This window comes from Streptomyces globosus (assembly GCF_003325375.1).
Lineage (GTDB): Bacteria > Actinomycetota > Actinomycetes > Streptomycetales > Streptomycetaceae > Streptomyces > Streptomyces globosus_A.
Map to the genome: position 1 here is coordinate 131,362 of NZ_CP030864.1, position 14,524 is coordinate 145,885.

The 14,524-nt window shown below is 73.9% G+C and carries 9 protein-coding genes; 7 read left to right on the forward strand and 2 right to left on the reverse strand.

Annotated features, from left to right (window positions below):
• The first annotated feature begins 232 nt into the window (after nucleotides 1-232).
• The 3 genes from C0216_RS31585 to C0216_RS31595 all read left to right on the forward strand — a co-directional run bounded on the left by C0216_RS31585 (nucleotide 233) and on the right by C0216_RS31595 (nucleotide 3,160).
• Complete coding sequence (locus C0216_RS31585; RefSeq protein ID WP_114059203.1) at nucleotides 233-1,246, forward strand: ABC transporter ATP-binding protein; 1,014 nt, start codon at nucleotides 233-235, stop codon at nucleotides 1,244-1,246.
• Nucleotides 1,243-2,007: an ABC transporter permease gene (locus tag C0216_RS31590; RefSeq protein ID WP_114059204.1), complete on the forward strand. Its 765-nt coding sequence runs from the start codon at nucleotides 1,243-1,245 to the stop codon at nucleotides 2,005-2,007. The genes C0216_RS31585 and C0216_RS31590 overlap by 4 nt, the downstream gene beginning before the upstream one ends.
• A gap of 304 nt (nucleotides 2,008-2,311) precedes the next feature.
• The gene (locus C0216_RS31595) at nucleotides 2,312-3,160 is read left to right on the forward strand and encodes a hypothetical protein (RefSeq protein WP_114059205.1); all 849 of its coding nucleotides are present in this window, start codon (nucleotides 2,312-2,314) and stop codon (nucleotides 3,158-3,160) included.
• 232 nt (nucleotides 3,161-3,392) lie between these two features.
• Here C0216_RS31595 and C0216_RS31600 read toward each other — a convergent pair whose 3' ends face one another.
• Nucleotides 3,393-3,977: a TetR/AcrR family transcriptional regulator gene (locus C0216_RS31600; protein ID WP_114059206.1), complete on the reverse strand. Its 585-nt coding sequence runs from the start codon at nucleotides 3,975-3,977 to the stop codon at nucleotides 3,393-3,395.
• A gap of 112 nt (nucleotides 3,978-4,089) precedes the next feature.
• Here C0216_RS31600 and C0216_RS31605 point away from each other — a divergent pair, with 112 nt between their 5' ends.
• The 4 genes from C0216_RS31605 to nhaA all read left to right on the forward strand — a co-directional run bounded on the left by C0216_RS31605 (nucleotide 4,090) and on the right by nhaA (nucleotide 13,826).
• Nucleotides 4,090-4,935: a class I SAM-dependent methyltransferase gene (locus tag C0216_RS31605; RefSeq protein ID WP_114059207.1), complete on the forward strand. Its 846-nt coding sequence runs from the start codon at nucleotides 4,090-4,092 to the stop codon at nucleotides 4,933-4,935.
• Nucleotides 4,936-5,168: 233 nt separating this feature from the next.
• Nucleotides 5,169-7,232, forward strand: coding sequence for a flotillin family protein (locus tag C0216_RS31615; RefSeq protein WP_114059209.1), 2,064 nt, complete (start codon nucleotides 5,169-5,171; stop codon nucleotides 7,230-7,232).
• A 96-nt stretch (nucleotides 7,233-7,328) separates the two neighbouring features.
• Entirely contained in the window at nucleotides 7,329-12,236 is a 4,908-nt protein-coding gene (locus tag C0216_RS31620; RefSeq protein WP_114059210.1) for a DNA repair ATPase, read from the forward strand.
• Nucleotides 12,237-12,524: 288 nt separating this feature from the next.
• Nucleotides 12,525-13,826, forward strand: coding sequence for a Na+/H+ antiporter NhaA (nhaA, locus tag C0216_RS31625; protein ID WP_114059211.1), 1,302 nt, complete (start codon nucleotides 12,525-12,527; stop codon nucleotides 13,824-13,826).
• Between the two features lie 58 nt (nucleotides 13,827-13,884).
• Here nhaA and C0216_RS31630 read toward each other — a convergent pair whose 3' ends face one another.
• Nucleotides 13,885-14,427, reverse strand: a complete 543-nt coding sequence (locus tag C0216_RS31630; protein ID WP_114059212.1) for an MOSC domain-containing protein — start codon at nucleotides 14,425-14,427, stop codon at nucleotides 13,885-13,887.
• Nucleotides 14,428-14,524: the final 97 nt, after the last annotated feature.

A 14,524-nucleotide genomic window follows, 5' to 3' on the forward strand; every position in this document is an offset into this window, starting at 1 on the left:
AACTCAGGGCGGCTCAGGGCAATGGCATAGTCGGGCACAGCAGTTCTCCCCCTTGACCGCTGCCCACAGTGAAGTCAACAGCGGCTTTTCGTCTGCGGCGTTCGAGCGTTGGTCAGACGCTCTACGGCAAGATCACTTTAGACATACATGGTTCAATCTTGGGTCAGCACAGGTAAGAGCCTGAGGAAGATTTGAGGATCGCCACCGGCGCGCCCACTTTGAGGAAGGCCCCATGGCAGCATCGGAATCCAGCCACATCCATGCCCATGACGTTTGGCGTCGCTACGGACGCGGCAAAAGCGCTTTCATGGCCGTGCGCGGTGTCAGCTTCACCGTGAGACCCGGCTCCTTGTTCGCCCTGCTGGGAACCAACGGCGCCGGCAAGACCTCCACCGTCGAGATGCTGGAGGGCCTCGCCGCCCCGCACCGCGGCCGCATACGCCTGTTCGGGGATCTCGACCCGGTCGCCGACCGGGCGCGCATCCGTCCCCGCACCGGTGTGATGCTCCAGGAGGGCGGCTTCACCGCGCACCTGACGGCGCGGGAGAGCATCGGGATGTGGGCCGGCCTGACCTCGCGGCCGCGCCCGGTCGCGCAGGCGTTGGAACTCGCCGGGTTGTCGCATCGGGCGGACGTGCTCGTCAAGAACCTGTCGGGCGGGGAGAAGCGGCGGCTGGACCTGGCCATCGCCACCCTCGGCAGCCCGGAGGTGCTGTTCCTCGACGAACCGACCGCAGGCATGGACGCCGAGGGCCGGCATGCGACCTGGCGGCTGGTCAAGGAGCTGCGGGAGCAGGGTTCGACGATCCTGCTGACCACGCACTACCTGGAGGAGGCGGAGTCGCTGGCCGACGAGCTGGCGATCATGCACCGGGGGCGCATCGCGGCGTCCGGAACGGTCTCGGAGATCGTTTCCGGCCATCCCGCGACGCTGTCGTTCCGTCTGTCGGGACAGTGGAGCGCGCAGGACCTGCCGGTCGGCGGGACGGTCGAGGAGCAGGGCGGCCGCATCACCGTCACGACAGGGCAGCTGCAGAAGGACGCCGCCCGGATCCTGGCCTGGGCCGAGGACCACGGCGTGGAGCTGGACCGGTTCACGGCACGGCCGGCCTCCTTGGAGGAGGCGTTCATCTCCATCGCCCGCGTGACCGACGACCACGACGACCACGCCGACGCCATCGACGCCGGCGACGGCAACGACGACGCAGCAGCGGACGACGCAGCAGAACCGCAGGAGAAGGCATGAACAGCCCTGCCATCCGGCACATGAAGACCCTGTTCCGCATCGAGTGGACGCTGTTCAACAGGGTCAAGGCGAACTACGTCTTCGTCGTGTTCGTCCCCCTGATGATCCTGTTCTCGATGCGGTACGTGCAGGAGCAGATGGACCTGGCGAGCCACGGCCTCAACCCGGGACCGCTCATGGTGTCCACGGCCGCCGGCGTCCTGCTGATCTTCTCGCTCTACTCGTCGGTGACCGGACTGTACGTGGCGCGCCGGGAGGAGCTCGTACTGAAGCGGCTCCGCACGGGCGAGGCCTCGGACGCGGTGATCCTCGCCGGCGGCGCCTCCATGTACGTCGCCGTCGCCGTGGTGCAGATCGCCGTGGTGGCCGTGGCGCTGTCCGTCATGTTCGGTGCGCTCCCGCGGCAGCCGCTGGCCGCGGCCGCGGGGCTGGTCACGGGGATCGTGCTGATGATGGCGATGGCCGCGGCGACGGCCGCGCTGTGCCGGACCGCCGAGTCCGTCATGGTCGCGACGCTGCCCGCGATCTTCGTGCTGCCGATGGTCTCCGGGATCTACATCCCGCGCGAGGTGCTGCCGGAGCAGCTGGGCGACGTGCTGATGTGGGCGCCGCTGTCCCCGACGGTCGACCTGTTCCGGTCGGGCTGGACCGGTGAGCTGGGCCTCGGCGAGTCGGTCGTCCGCGTCGTGACCGCGGCCGTCTGGACGGCGCTGTTCGCGTGGGTCGCGGCCCGCCGGTTCCGCTGGGAACCGCGTACGTGATCGGGGGCCCCTGCTGAGGCCTTTCCCGGCGGAGGGGCGCCGCCCGCGCAGGTCGCGCGGGCGGCGCCCCTCGCTGCGTGGTCCGAAGCTGACACCTCTCGGGTCCGTGCCAGGCCGGCCAGGCCCCTAGGGCCTGTATTGAGTTGCCCCGCGGCGTCGCGACGCCCGGCACGCACCCTCGGCGCACGAGCCGAATGTCCTAGTAGCTCCGCTACGAGGACATTCGTCCCGCACACCGAGGGCACGCACCGAACGCCGCTCCTTGCTCCACGGGGCAACTCAATACAGGCCCTAGGGTCGGCTCATGAGCACGTCGGACGACCAGCGCGCTGCCCTCGACCTCCTCGACGCCCACCTGGAGGACCTGTGGCGGGCGGCCGTGGAACTCGGGCGCGGGAACCGGGCCGTGGTACCCGGTGCACCGCCGCAGCCTGTCGCGGCCGCGGTCGCGGGAGAGGGTGCGGCCGCGGAGCTGCTGCGGTGGGCGTACGGGGAGCTGGCCCGCGTTCCGCGGTCGCCGGCCCATGCGTTCGCCCTGAGCGTCGGCACCACCCTGAGGGAGTTGCGGCGGCGCCGCAGCCCCTGGAACGCGGCGGCTCTGCGCCTGCTGGACGACCCGTACGTGTTCCTCGCCACGGGTCCGCGCCGGCACGGGGACTGGGCCGAGGACGTGCTCGCCCTGATGCACCGTGAGGTGGAGGACCCCCGCGGCTGGCTGCGGATCGACGGCGACCGTGCGAACGGTGCCCGCGCCGTCGTACCGGCGTACCCTTTCGCGCCCCCGCCCGCCGCCGGGTTCCGGGACCGGCTGCACGAGCTGGAGCGCGGGGCGGCCGTCACGGCGCTCGCGGTCATGGCGGAGGAGTGGCGCGACGACCGGCCGGTACGCGACCGGCCGGAGCGCGACGCCCTGCTCGCCGACGCGCGTGTCCTGCTGGACCGCTACGGCCCGGATGCCCGGTTCTGGACGAACGCCCTGGACGCGGCCGCGGACCCCGGGCGGGACTTCGTCCGGGCCGGCCTTCAGGGCACGAGGGCGCACCGGTTCACCACCGGCGAGTACCTCAACGGCATCGACCTGTTCGAGGAGCTGGGGTTGATCTCGGTGTCGGACGACGAGGTCGGGGTCTTCTGGTCCTTCGGGGCGTACTGAGGCTGCGAGCCGTTCTCGATCGGCCGGCCGTCGTCGGCGAGAGCGGTCAGGCCCGGCCGGTCGCCCGGGGTGCGCAGGACGCCCTGCTCCGAGACGGCGCTGATACGGACACCGGGGCCGCTGGTGCCGCTGAGAACACCCACGCCCTCACCGCCTCCGCGCACGGGGTGCCGGCCTCCACTCCGGTGGGGCGCGGTGGTTGCGGGGCGGCGGCCGTCGGGGAGCGGGGTGGTCAGGTGGTGCCCAGGAGGGTGTGGATCAGGGGTTTCACCCGGGTCTGCGGGGGCGGGGCGGTGGGATGGCCGGTCATCAGGAGGTGGTGCAGGGTGCCCACCAGGGCCAGGGCCGCGGAGGCCGTGTCCAGGCCGGCGGGGACGCGGCCCAGGGTGCGTTCGGCGTTCAGGTAGGCCTCCACCGACGCCTGGATCGCGTTGAAGCCGGGTGCGCCTGCCGCCCATGCCTCGCGGACCCGGAGGGCCGCCGCCGGGCGGGTCACCGCCAAGCCGACGACTCCGGGGTCGAGGGCCAGTACCGCCGAGGCCACGTCGGCCAGGTTGCCGGCGGGTGTGCCGCCGCCCGCCTTCGCGGGCAGGGCGGCGGCCAGTTCGGCGGTGCGGGCGAAGCGGTCCAGCACCAGCTCGGCCACGAACTCGTCCAGCCCGGCGAAGTGCGTGTGCAGCACGCCCTTCGCGCAGCCGGCCTCGGCGGTGACCGCCCGGCTCGTCAGGGCGGCGGCTCCGTCGCGGGCCAGGACTCGTTCGGCCGCGTCGAAGAGCCGGGCGCGCAGATCGGGGATGGCGACCCCGCGTGGTGACATCACGTCCTCCGGTGGAGAAGGGTATTGCCCAGTATGGGCATACGCCCATACTGTTTGGGCGTATGCCCATACTAGGGCTTCGCACACGTCTGCGCACCGGGAGGTCCACCCCATGAACAGCACCGCGAACACCGCCCAGTACCGCGCCTGGAACGGCTACGAGGGCAGCCACTGGGCTGCCCGCCGGGACCGGTGGGACGCCGTCAACGCCGGCTTCAACCAGCCCCTGTTCGACGCCGCGGCCATCGCGCCCGGCGACCGCGTCCTCGACGTCGGCTGCGGTGCCGGGGCCACGACGCGCCTGGCCGCCCGGGCCGCGGCGCCCCGCGGCAGCGCCCTCGGCCTGGACCTCTCCGGCCCGATGCTGGAGCAGGCCCGGGCAGCCGCCGCGAGCGAGGACATCGCCAACGCCCGCTTCGAGCAGGGGGACGCGCAGGTCCACCCCCTCCCCCGCGGCGCCTTCGACCTGGTGATCAGCCGTTTCGGCGTCATGTACTTCGCCGATCCCGTCGCCGCCTTCGGCAACATCGCCGCCGCACTGCGCCCGGGCGGCCGCGCCGCCCTGCTGTGTGCCGCCGAACCCGAGGGCAACGAGTGGCTGACCGCCCTGGCCGCCCTCGCGGACCTCCTGCCGCTGGACGGCTTCGGCGAGCCCGGCGGGCCCGGCATGTTCTCCCTCTCCGCGCCCGGCGCGGCCGCGGCGCTGCTGGAGCGGGCGGGTTGGGAGGATGTACGCGCCAAGCACGTGACCGCCCACGGCACCTGGGGCGACGACGCAGCGCACGCAGTCGGCCTCCTGCTGGAGTCCGGGCCCGTACGCCACCTCCTCGCCCGGTCCGCGCCCGGCGCGGCCGCCGAGGCCCGCAGGCGCTTGACCGACACGCTCCGCCCCCGTGAAGGCGGCAGCGGGCTGCGGCTGCGCAGTACCGCCTGGCTGCTCACGGCGACCGCGCGTTAAAAACGTGTGAAGACTGCCGGAGTTCGGCAATGTGCGGATGCCGCCCCACGGAACAGGATGGACACCGCGAACGCCGCAGGGGTGTCGGGCCCCGGGGTGCGACAGACGTGCGCCCGCGCTCGGGACCGCTGCCTTCGGGGGCTCCTCCTGTCGTTCGCGACGAGTCGGCGTCGTCCGGTTCGTGGTGCGGTTCGGGTGAGCCGCCCGGCAAATGATGTGGAGGGGGTTGACTCATGGATGTCGTCACGACGGGCCTCGGCCTGTTGCTGCTCAGCGTCCTGGCTGTCGCGATCGTCGTGGTGGTCGTGCTGTCCCGGCTGTTCCGGAAGGTCGAGCAGGGCAAGGCCCTGATCGTCTCGAAGATGCGGAAGGTCGACGTCACCTTCACGGGCCAGGTCGTGCTGCCGGTGCTGCACAAGGCCGAGGTCATGGACATCTCGGTGAAGGCCATCGAGATCTCCCGCACCGGCCGCGACGGCCTGATCTGCCGGGACAACATCCGGGCCGACATCCGGATCACGTTCTTCATCCGGGTCAACAAGACGGTGGAGGACGTCATCAGGGTGGCGCAGGCCATCGGCACGGCGCGGGCCAGCGACAAGGCGACCATGCAGGAGCTGTTCAACGCCAAGTTCTCCGAGGCGCTGAAGACGGTCGGCAAGCAGATGGACTTCGCGGACCTGTACACCAAGCGCGACGAGCTGCGCTTCCAGATCATCGAGATCATCGGCATCGACCTCAACGGCTACAGCCTGGAGGACGCGGCGATCGACTACCTGGAGCAGACGCCCGTCGGCCAGCTGGACGCCGGGAACATCCTGGACGCGCAGGGCATCCGCAAGATCACCGAGCTGACCGCCATCGAGAACATCCGCACCAACGAGTTCCGGCAGAACGAGCAGAAGGAGATCACCCGCCAGAACGTCGACGCCCGCGAGGCCATCCTCGAACTGGAGCGCCGGCAGGCCGATGCCGAGATCCGGCAGCGGCGCGAGGTGGAGACGGCGCGGGCCCGGGAGGAGGCCGAGACGGCGCGGGTGGTGGAGGAGGAGCGGCTGCGGGCGCAGAGCGCGTTCCTCAAGACGGAGGAGCAGCTCGGCATCCAGCGGGAGAACCAGGCCCGCGAGGTGGCGGTCGCCGCGAAGAACCGCGAGCGGGTCATCGCGGTGGAGAACGAGCGCATCGAGAAGGACCGCCTGCTGGAGGTCATCGCGCGGGAGCGGGAGACGGAGCTGACGCGGATCGCCGCCGACAAGGAGGTCGAGAACGAGCGGCGGGACATCGCGGAGGTCGTCCGCGAGCGCATCGCCGTGGACCGCACGGTCGCGGAGCAGGAGGAGTCCATCAAGCGGCTGCGGGCCGTCGAGGAGGCCGAGCGCACCCGGCAGGCGATCGTCATCGCCGCGGAGGCCGAGGCGCAGGAGCGGCTGGTCAAGGACATCAAGGCCGCCGAGGCGGCGGAGCAGGCGGCCGTGCACCGGGCCGCGGAGGAGCTCACGCTGGCCGAGGCCCGCAGCAAGGCGGCCGACTTGGATGCACGCTCCAAGATCCGCCTGGCCGAGGGGATCCAGGCCGAGGCGGCCGCCGCGGGCCTGGCCGGGGTGGCCATACGGGAGAAGGAGGCCGAGGTCATCGAGAAGGCCGGCCGTGCCGAGGCCGAGGTGACGGCGGCGCGGCTGCGGGCCGAGGCGGAGGGCGCCCGCGAGCTGGCGCTGGCGCAGGCCGCGGGCGTCGGCGAGAAGCTGAAGGCCGAGGCCGCGGGCCTGACCGAGAAGGCGGCGGCGATGGCCGCCCTGGACGAGGCGTCCCGGACGCACGAGGAGTACAGGCTGCGGCTGGAGGCGGAGAAGGAGATCCGGCTGGCCGGGCTGGACGCGCAGCGGCAGGTGGCGGAGGCGCAGGCCTCGGTCCTCGCGACGGGGCTGGAGGGCGCCGACATCAGCATCGTCGGCGGGGAGTCCGCCTTCTTCGACCGGATCGTGGGCGCGGTGTCGATGGGCCGGGCGGTCGACGGGTTCATGGAGAACTCGCGGACGGCGCAGGCACTGGCCGCCTCCTGGCTCGACGGCTCGGGGTCCTTCACCGACGACCTCACCCGCGCGGTGGCGAACACGTCCGCCGCGGACGTCCGCGACCTGACCGTCTCGGCCCTGCTGGCGAAGCTCATGCCGGCCGGCTCGGGGCAGTTGGACGCGCTGATGGCCAAGGTCAGGGAGCTGGGCCTGGCCGACCTGCCGGTGAGCGAGCTCGCCGGGAAGACCGCGGTGGCCGGAGTGAACGGCGCCGCCCGAGACTGACCGCCACGGGGGTGCGGTCGACGGCCGTGGAGCCGCCGCGGAGGGGGCGGCGGCTCCACGGCCCCTCACGATCTCGTACGCGAAGGAGCAGCACGCATGACCACGGGCAGGGACACGGCCACGGGCGCCGACACGGGGACGTACGAGGTGCTGCGCGGGCGGCTCGCCGCCCAGGCCGGCGAGCTGGCCCGCGGCGCCGAGGCCCTGAACGCGGCCCGCATCGCGGCGTTCGGCTCGGCCGGGGTCGCGCTCGCCGGCTCCGGGCACCTGCGCACGGAGGACGCCCGGATCGCGGCGGACCTGGTGGCCGTCGGCGACCGCCTGCTGTTCGGCTACCGGGGCACCGCCGCGCGGGGCGGCGGGACGTCCGTACGGGACGTGCTGGCGCTGTACGACCGGAACCTGGAGCCGCTGCCCGAGGACGCCGTGCCCGGGCTCCTCGACGACCCCGCCTTCCGGCGGGAGTTCGACGAGCTGCACCGCTACTACCACGGGGCCCGCCTCCAGCGGCTCCGCATGGTCGACGACACCCTCCTCGCCGTCTTCCGGACCGGCGAGCAGGCCGAGGACATCCGCGTCCTGCGCTGGCAGGCCGGCCCGGCCGGCACGGTGCGCTTCCTGGACGGGCGGGGCGAGCGCGACCACGTCTTCCCCGCGGCCCACGACGTGCGGTGGCGGGAGGTGACCCGGGACGACCACGTACCGGGCCGGCACCCGCACGCGGCGGTCGACGGGCGGCTGTACGTCTCCACGGTCGGCGGGGCGCTGAGCATCAGGACGGAGGACGACACGGAGACCGGTGCCGGGCTCGTGCACCGCGAGCCGGTGGACGAGTCCCTCCAGTCCCTCGCGGACGCCGAGATCGCGTACGCGGTCGTCGGGCCGCTGACGCTGCTGCGGGTGCTGCCGTACAAGGAGGAGACGCGGCGCCACCTCGTCTTCAACGCGGTGACCGGGACGGTGGTCCGGCTGGACGGCATCGGGCTGTCCTGCCGCCGGCTCCCGGACGACGGGGGCATCGTCTTCCCGGGCGGCTACTGCCTGGCCGACGGCACGGTCAGGACGTTCGACACGGACACCGCCGGCCTGGAGTTCGACCACTCGGTGGCCTCCCCCAACGGCGAGGACGTGCTGTTCGTCTTCCAGGAGCGGGCGGGGAACCGCCGGCTGCTGCTCCCCTACAGCCTGATCCGGCAGGAGGTCTCGGCGCCGCTGCCGTGCGACGGGCTGGCCCGGTTCGAGGACGGCACGCTGGTGGTGCTGCGGCCGGGGGACGGGCGCGCGGCGCGGTCCCATGCCGTGCAGGAGTGGAGCACGCCCTTCACGTCCGACACCCACGGGGGGTCCGCGGCGGAGGGGCCGCTCGCCCGGATCGGGAACCCGGACCTGGTGCGTGCCGTCGCCGACACCACGGCCGTCGCCCGCCGGGCCGCGGCCGCCGGGGAGACGGACGCCTCCGCGGCGACGCAGGCGCTGTACGAGTCGCTGCTCGCGGACTGCGTCCGCGCCGGCGACCGGTTCCCGTGGCTCGCGGAACTCGCCGACGCGGCGCCGGGCGCGGTGGACCTGCACGCCGCACTGGCGGCCGTACGGGCGACGGCGGAGCAGGTGCTGGCGGAGTTCGAGGCGGTACGGGCGCTCACCGCGCAGGCCGCCGACGCGCTGGCCGAGGCGGGCCGGACCGTCGCGGGGCTGCTGCGCCGGATCCGCGGGGAGGCGCCGGCCGGGGCGGAGGAGTGGATCGCGCGCATCACCGAGCTGCGCCGGGCGCAGGGGCACCTGGTCACGCTCACCGGGATGCGGTACGCGGACACGGGCGCCGTGGAGGCGCTGGCCGCGGAGGTGGCCTCGGCCATCGGCTCCACCGCCGAGCGCGCCATGGCCTTCCTCCGGCGGGCGGACGCGTTCGACGGCTACGCCGCGGAGGCCCGCCGGCTCGGCGACGCGGCGGAGGCGATCACCACGGCCGCCGAGGCCGAGCCGCTGCGCCGGGAGGTGGAGGGCCGCGTCCTCGGGCTGCAGGAGCTGACCGAGGTCGCCTCGGGGTTGGAGGCGGGCGACCCTGCGGGGCGCGCGGGCGTCCTGGAGCGGATCGGTGAGGTGCTGGGGGCGCTGAACCAGGCCCGGGCCAGGCTGGAGACGCGCAGGCGGGAGCTCCTGCACGAGGAGAGCGGCGCGGAGTTCGCGGCGGAGTTCGCGCTGCTGGGGCAGTTGGCGACGGGTGCGCTGGCCGCGGCCGGCACGCCCGAGGAGTGCGATGCGCAGCTGGCCCGGCTGCTGGTGCAGTGGGAGAACCTGGAGGCCCGCTTCGCCGAGAACGAGGAGTTCACCGCGCGGCTCGCAGAGAAGCGCGCGGAGGTGCAGGACGCGTTCTCCGCACGCCGGCAGAGCCTCCAGGACGCGGGCGCCCGGCGAGCGGAGTCCCTCGCCGCGTCGGCGCAGAGGGTGTTGGAGACGGTGGTCCGCCGGGCCTGCACGCTCGGCGACGACGACGCGGTGAACACCTACTTCAGCTCGGACCCGGTGGTGGCCGGGGTGCGCCGGACCGTGGATCGGCTGCGGGCGCTCGGCGACTCCGTGCGGGCGGAGGAGCTGACGGGGCGCCTGGCCGCTGCCCGGCAGGAGGCGGGCCGGGCGCTGCGGGATCGCGCCGAGCTGTACGCGGACGGGGGCGGGACGGTTCGGCTGGGCCGGCACCGGTTCGCGGTGACCCGGCAGACCGCCGAGCTGACGCTGGTGCCGTACGGGGACGGCCTGGCGTACGCGCTGACCGGCACCGACTACCGCCGGCCGGTTGCGGATCCGGGATTCGAGGAGAGCCGGCCGTACTGGGACCGGGTGCTGCCGTCGGAGTCGGCGCAGGTGTACCGGGCCGAGTACCTGGCCGCGCGGGTGCTGTCCGGGCACGGCCCGGAGGCGCTGGCCGCCGCCGGGGAAGGGCTCGACGCACTGGTGCGGCGGGCGGCCGAGGAGGCCTACGACGAGGGGTACGAGCGGGGGGTCCACGACCACGACGCCGCCGCCATCCTGCGGGTGCTGCTGCGGCTGCGCCGGGAGGCCGGGCTGCTGCGGCACCCGGCCCGGGAGCGGGCCGCGGCCGCGCTGTTCTGGGCGCACGGGCCGGGCCGCGGGGAGCGGGACGCGCTGGGCCGGCGGGCGGTCTCGCTCGGCCGGGCCCGGGACCTGTTCGGGGCGGCGCCGGCGCTGCGGGAACTCCAGGACGAACTCGCCCGAGCGATCGGGTCGTTCGGGGCGGCAGGGGCGCTCGGGGCCGATCCGGCGCGGGCGGCCGCGTACCTGCTGGAGGAGCTGACCTGCGGGCCCGAGGGTTTCGCCCTGTCGGCGGCGGCCCGGGGGCTGCTGGACGCGTTCCGCCGCAGCGCGGGCGGCGGGGGCGCCGGTGCGGGCGGCGGCGGGGCCGCGCCGTACGACGAGGACCTGGCGGTCCTGTCGGGGCTGGCCGAGCGGCGGCAGCTCGTGGTGGGCTGGCTCGGCGCTTTCGCGGCCGCGACCGGGTACGACGCGGATCCGGGGACGGTGGAGGAGGCGGCCGCCGCCGAGCTGTGCGCGGCGCTGCCCCGCTATCCGGTGGAGGGTGCCACGGCGGCCACCGTGACCGGGCTGCTCGGCACGCACGCCCGGGTGCGGGACCGTGCGCTGCCGCTGCAGCTGGCGGAGTTCCTCACCCGTACAGCAGAGTTCGCGGCCGCGGACGTCCCCGGCTTCCGGGCGCACCAGCGGCAGCGGGCCGGGCTGCTGGCGGCCGAGCGGGAGCGGCTGCGGATCGACGCGTACCGGCCGCGGCCGATGCCGTCGTTCGTCCGCAACCGGCTGATCGACGAGGTGTACCTGCCGCTCGTCGGCGACAGCCTGGCCAAGCAGCTCGGCGCGGCCGGCGACGCGCGGCGCACCGACACGCACGGCCTGCTGCTGCTCCTGTCGCCGCCCGGCTACGGCAAGACGAGCCTGGTGGAGTACGTCGCCCAGCGGCTCGGGCTGCTGCTGGTGAAGGTGGACGGGCCGGCGCTCGGGCCCGCCACCACCTCCCTCGACCCGGAGGCGGCGCCGGACGCGGCGGCCCGGCGGGAGCTGGAGAAGGTGGCGTTCGCGCTGGAGGCCGGCAACAACGTGCTGCTGTACCTGGACGACATCCAGCACACGTCCGCGGAGCTGCTCCAGCAGTTCATCCCGCTGTGCGACGCGACGCGCACGCTGAACGGCCGCGACCTGCGCGGCAAGCGCTTCGCGGTGTGCATGGCCGGGAACCCGTACACGCAGTCCGGGGACCGGTTCCGGATTCCCGACATGCTCGCCAACCGGGCCGACGTGTGGAACCTGGGAGACGTCCTGACCGGGCGGGAGGAGGCCTTCGCGTTCAGCTTCGTCGAGAACGCCCTGACGTCGCATCCGGTGCTGGCGCCGCTCGCCGGGCGGGACCGCGCCGACCTCGCCCTCCTCCTGCGGCTGGCCGAGGGCGATGCGGAGGCGCGCGCGGACCGGCTGTCGCACCCGTACGCCCCGGCGGAGGTGGAGGAGATCACGGCGCTGCTCGGCCATCTGACGGCGGCGCGGGCCACGGTGCTCGCCGTGAACGCCGCGTACATCGCGTCGGCGGCGCAGGACGACGCGGACCGGACGGAGCCGCCGTTCCGGCTCCAGGGCTCGTACCGGAACATGAACCGGATCGCGGCGCGGCTGTCGCCCGCCATGAACGGGGCCGAGGCGGCCGCGGTGGTCGACGACCACTACCGGGCGGAGGCGCAGGCCCTCGCGACGGGCACGGAGGCCAACCTGCTGAAGCTGGCGGCGCTGCGGGGCGCCCTCACACCGGAACAGGCGGCGCGCTGGGCGGAGATCACCGCTCCGTACGGGCGCGGGGGCGCGGGCGGGGGGCGCGGTGGTGCCGGTGGTGCCGGTGCTGCCGGTGGCTGGATTCCGGCGCGGGCGGGGCGGCCTCCGCGGGCCGTCCGGCGGCCGGTGCTCCGGCCGGCGCGGCGGCGCTGACGCCGCTGACGCCGCTGAGGCCGCTGAGAGGACGGCGGGCGGCGGCGGGCGGCAGGCTTGCGGGCGGTCTCCACTCGGCGGTGCGGGCTGTGGCGGGGCTCTGCCCTCGCCGCCATCGCTGCACGTCAAAGCCCCCCTGGCGACATTCCGACGGTCCCGATAGGGTGTGAAGAACGCGTCAAGGCGCCCTCCGACCCGAGGGCGGACGCGGGGTGTGCCGGGAAGTCTGGTCGGCGTCCTCGGGCCCGTGTGCCCTGCCGCTGCCGACGCCTGGAGGTTTTCCCCGCAATGACCGCTGCCCCGCCGCCCGAGCGCTCCCCGTTCCTCGGCCTCCTGCCGTGGCCGGAGCGCCGCGCCATCACCGAGGCCCTGCGCACCGAGACCTTCGGCGGGCTCATGCTCCTGGCCGCCGCGGTCATCGCACTCGTCTGGGCCAACAGCCCCCTCGGCGACCTGTACACGCAGGTCCGGGAGTTCCACTTCGGCATACCGGCGCTCGGCCTCGACCTGTCCGTCGGGCACTGGACCGCAGACGGCCTCCTCGCCGTCTTCTTCCTCGTCGCCGGCATCGAGCTCAAGCGGGAACTCGTCGTCGGGGAGCTGCGCACTCCGGCCACCGCCGCGCTGCCGGTCGTCGCCGCCCTGTGCGGCATGGCCGTGCCCGCCGCCCTGTACGCGCTCACTGCGGGCCTCGGCGGCGGGAGCCTCGACGGCTGGGCTGTCCCCATGGCCACCGACATCGCGTTCGCGCTGGCCGTCCTCGCCGTCATCTCCACGCACCTGCCGGCCGCGCTGCGGGCGTTCCTCCTCACCCTGGCCGTGGTCGACGACCTCGGCGCCATCCTCGTCATCGCGATCTTCTTCAGCGACGGGCTGAACTTCTGGGCGCTCGGCGGGGCCTTCGCCGGGCTGGCCGTCTTCTACCTGCTCCAGCGCTTCCGGGTGCGCGGCTGGTGGTGGTACGTCCCGCTCGGGCTCGCGATCTGGGCGCTGATGTACAACAGCGGCGTGCACGCCACCGTCGCGGGCGTCGCCATGGGTCTGATCCTGCGTACCACCGCCGACAAGGGCGAGGACGCCGCCCCCGGGGCGCGGGTGGCGCACCTCGTCCACCCGTTCTCCGCCGGTGTGGCCGTCCCGCTGTTCGCGCTGTTCGCTGCGGGGGTCAGCGTCTCCGGCGATGCCCTCGCCCGGGTCTTCACGACGCCGGAACCGCTCGGCGTCGTGCTGGGCCTCGTCGTCGGCAAGATCCTCGGCGTGTTCGGCGGGACCTACCTCGCCGCCCGCTTCACCCGCGCCCGACTCAACCCCGACCTCAGCTGGGCCGACGTCCTCGGCCTCGCAGTCCTCTCCGGGATCGGCTTCACCGTCTCCCTCCTCATCGGCGAACTGGCCTTCCCCGGCCAGGCCCTCACCGAGCAGATCAAGGCCGCCGTCCTCATCGGCTCCGCGGTCTCCGCCGTCCTCGCCGCGCTGCTGCTGCTGCGCCGCAACACGGTGTACAAGCGGCTGTACGAGGAGGAGATGCTGGACTCCGACGCGGACGGCATCCCGGACATCTACCAGCGCGAAGCCGCTCCGCCCCGGTAGCGGCCGCGGCCGCGGTGCCGCCGCGGGAGCGAGCGAACACAGCGGGGGGACGGGGCGGTCAGACCCGGTCGAGGGGGCGGTGCGGGCCTGCGGGCAGCTCCGCCTCGACCGGGTCGCCGGGGCGGATGACGCCGCCTTCCTTCACGATGCTCATGATCCCGGCTTTGCGGATGACGGTGCCGCACTCGTCGCGGCCGACCACGTGCTTGAGCAGGCCGTCCTGGAAGTGGTCGATCTGCCGGCAGGGGTTGCGGAGGCCGGTGACTTCCAGGACCGCCGAGTCGCCGATGCGCAGGAGCGTGCCGGCCGGGAGGCCGAGCAGGTCGATGCCGCTGGTGGTGATGTTCTCGCCGAGGCTGCCGGGCGACACCTGGAACCCTTCGCCGGCGACCTCGGCGAAGAGCTCTTCGTGGATGAGGTGGACCTGGCGGAGGTTCGGCTGGGTCGGGTCCTGCGCGATGCGTGAGCGGTGCTTGACCGTCACACCGGCGTGGACGTCCCCTTCCACGCCGAGGCCGGTGAGCAGGGTGATGCTGTCCCGGTTCGGCTTGGTGAACGAGTACGTGGCGTTGCTGCTGACCGCTGTCACTCTTCCGCTCATGTCCGGCACTCCCCCTCGTCGGTGACCGTGGCTGCCACGAGCCTAATGCCGGGCCGGGGGTTCCGGCAGGCGGGGCGGGGTCCAGGTGTGGTGACGG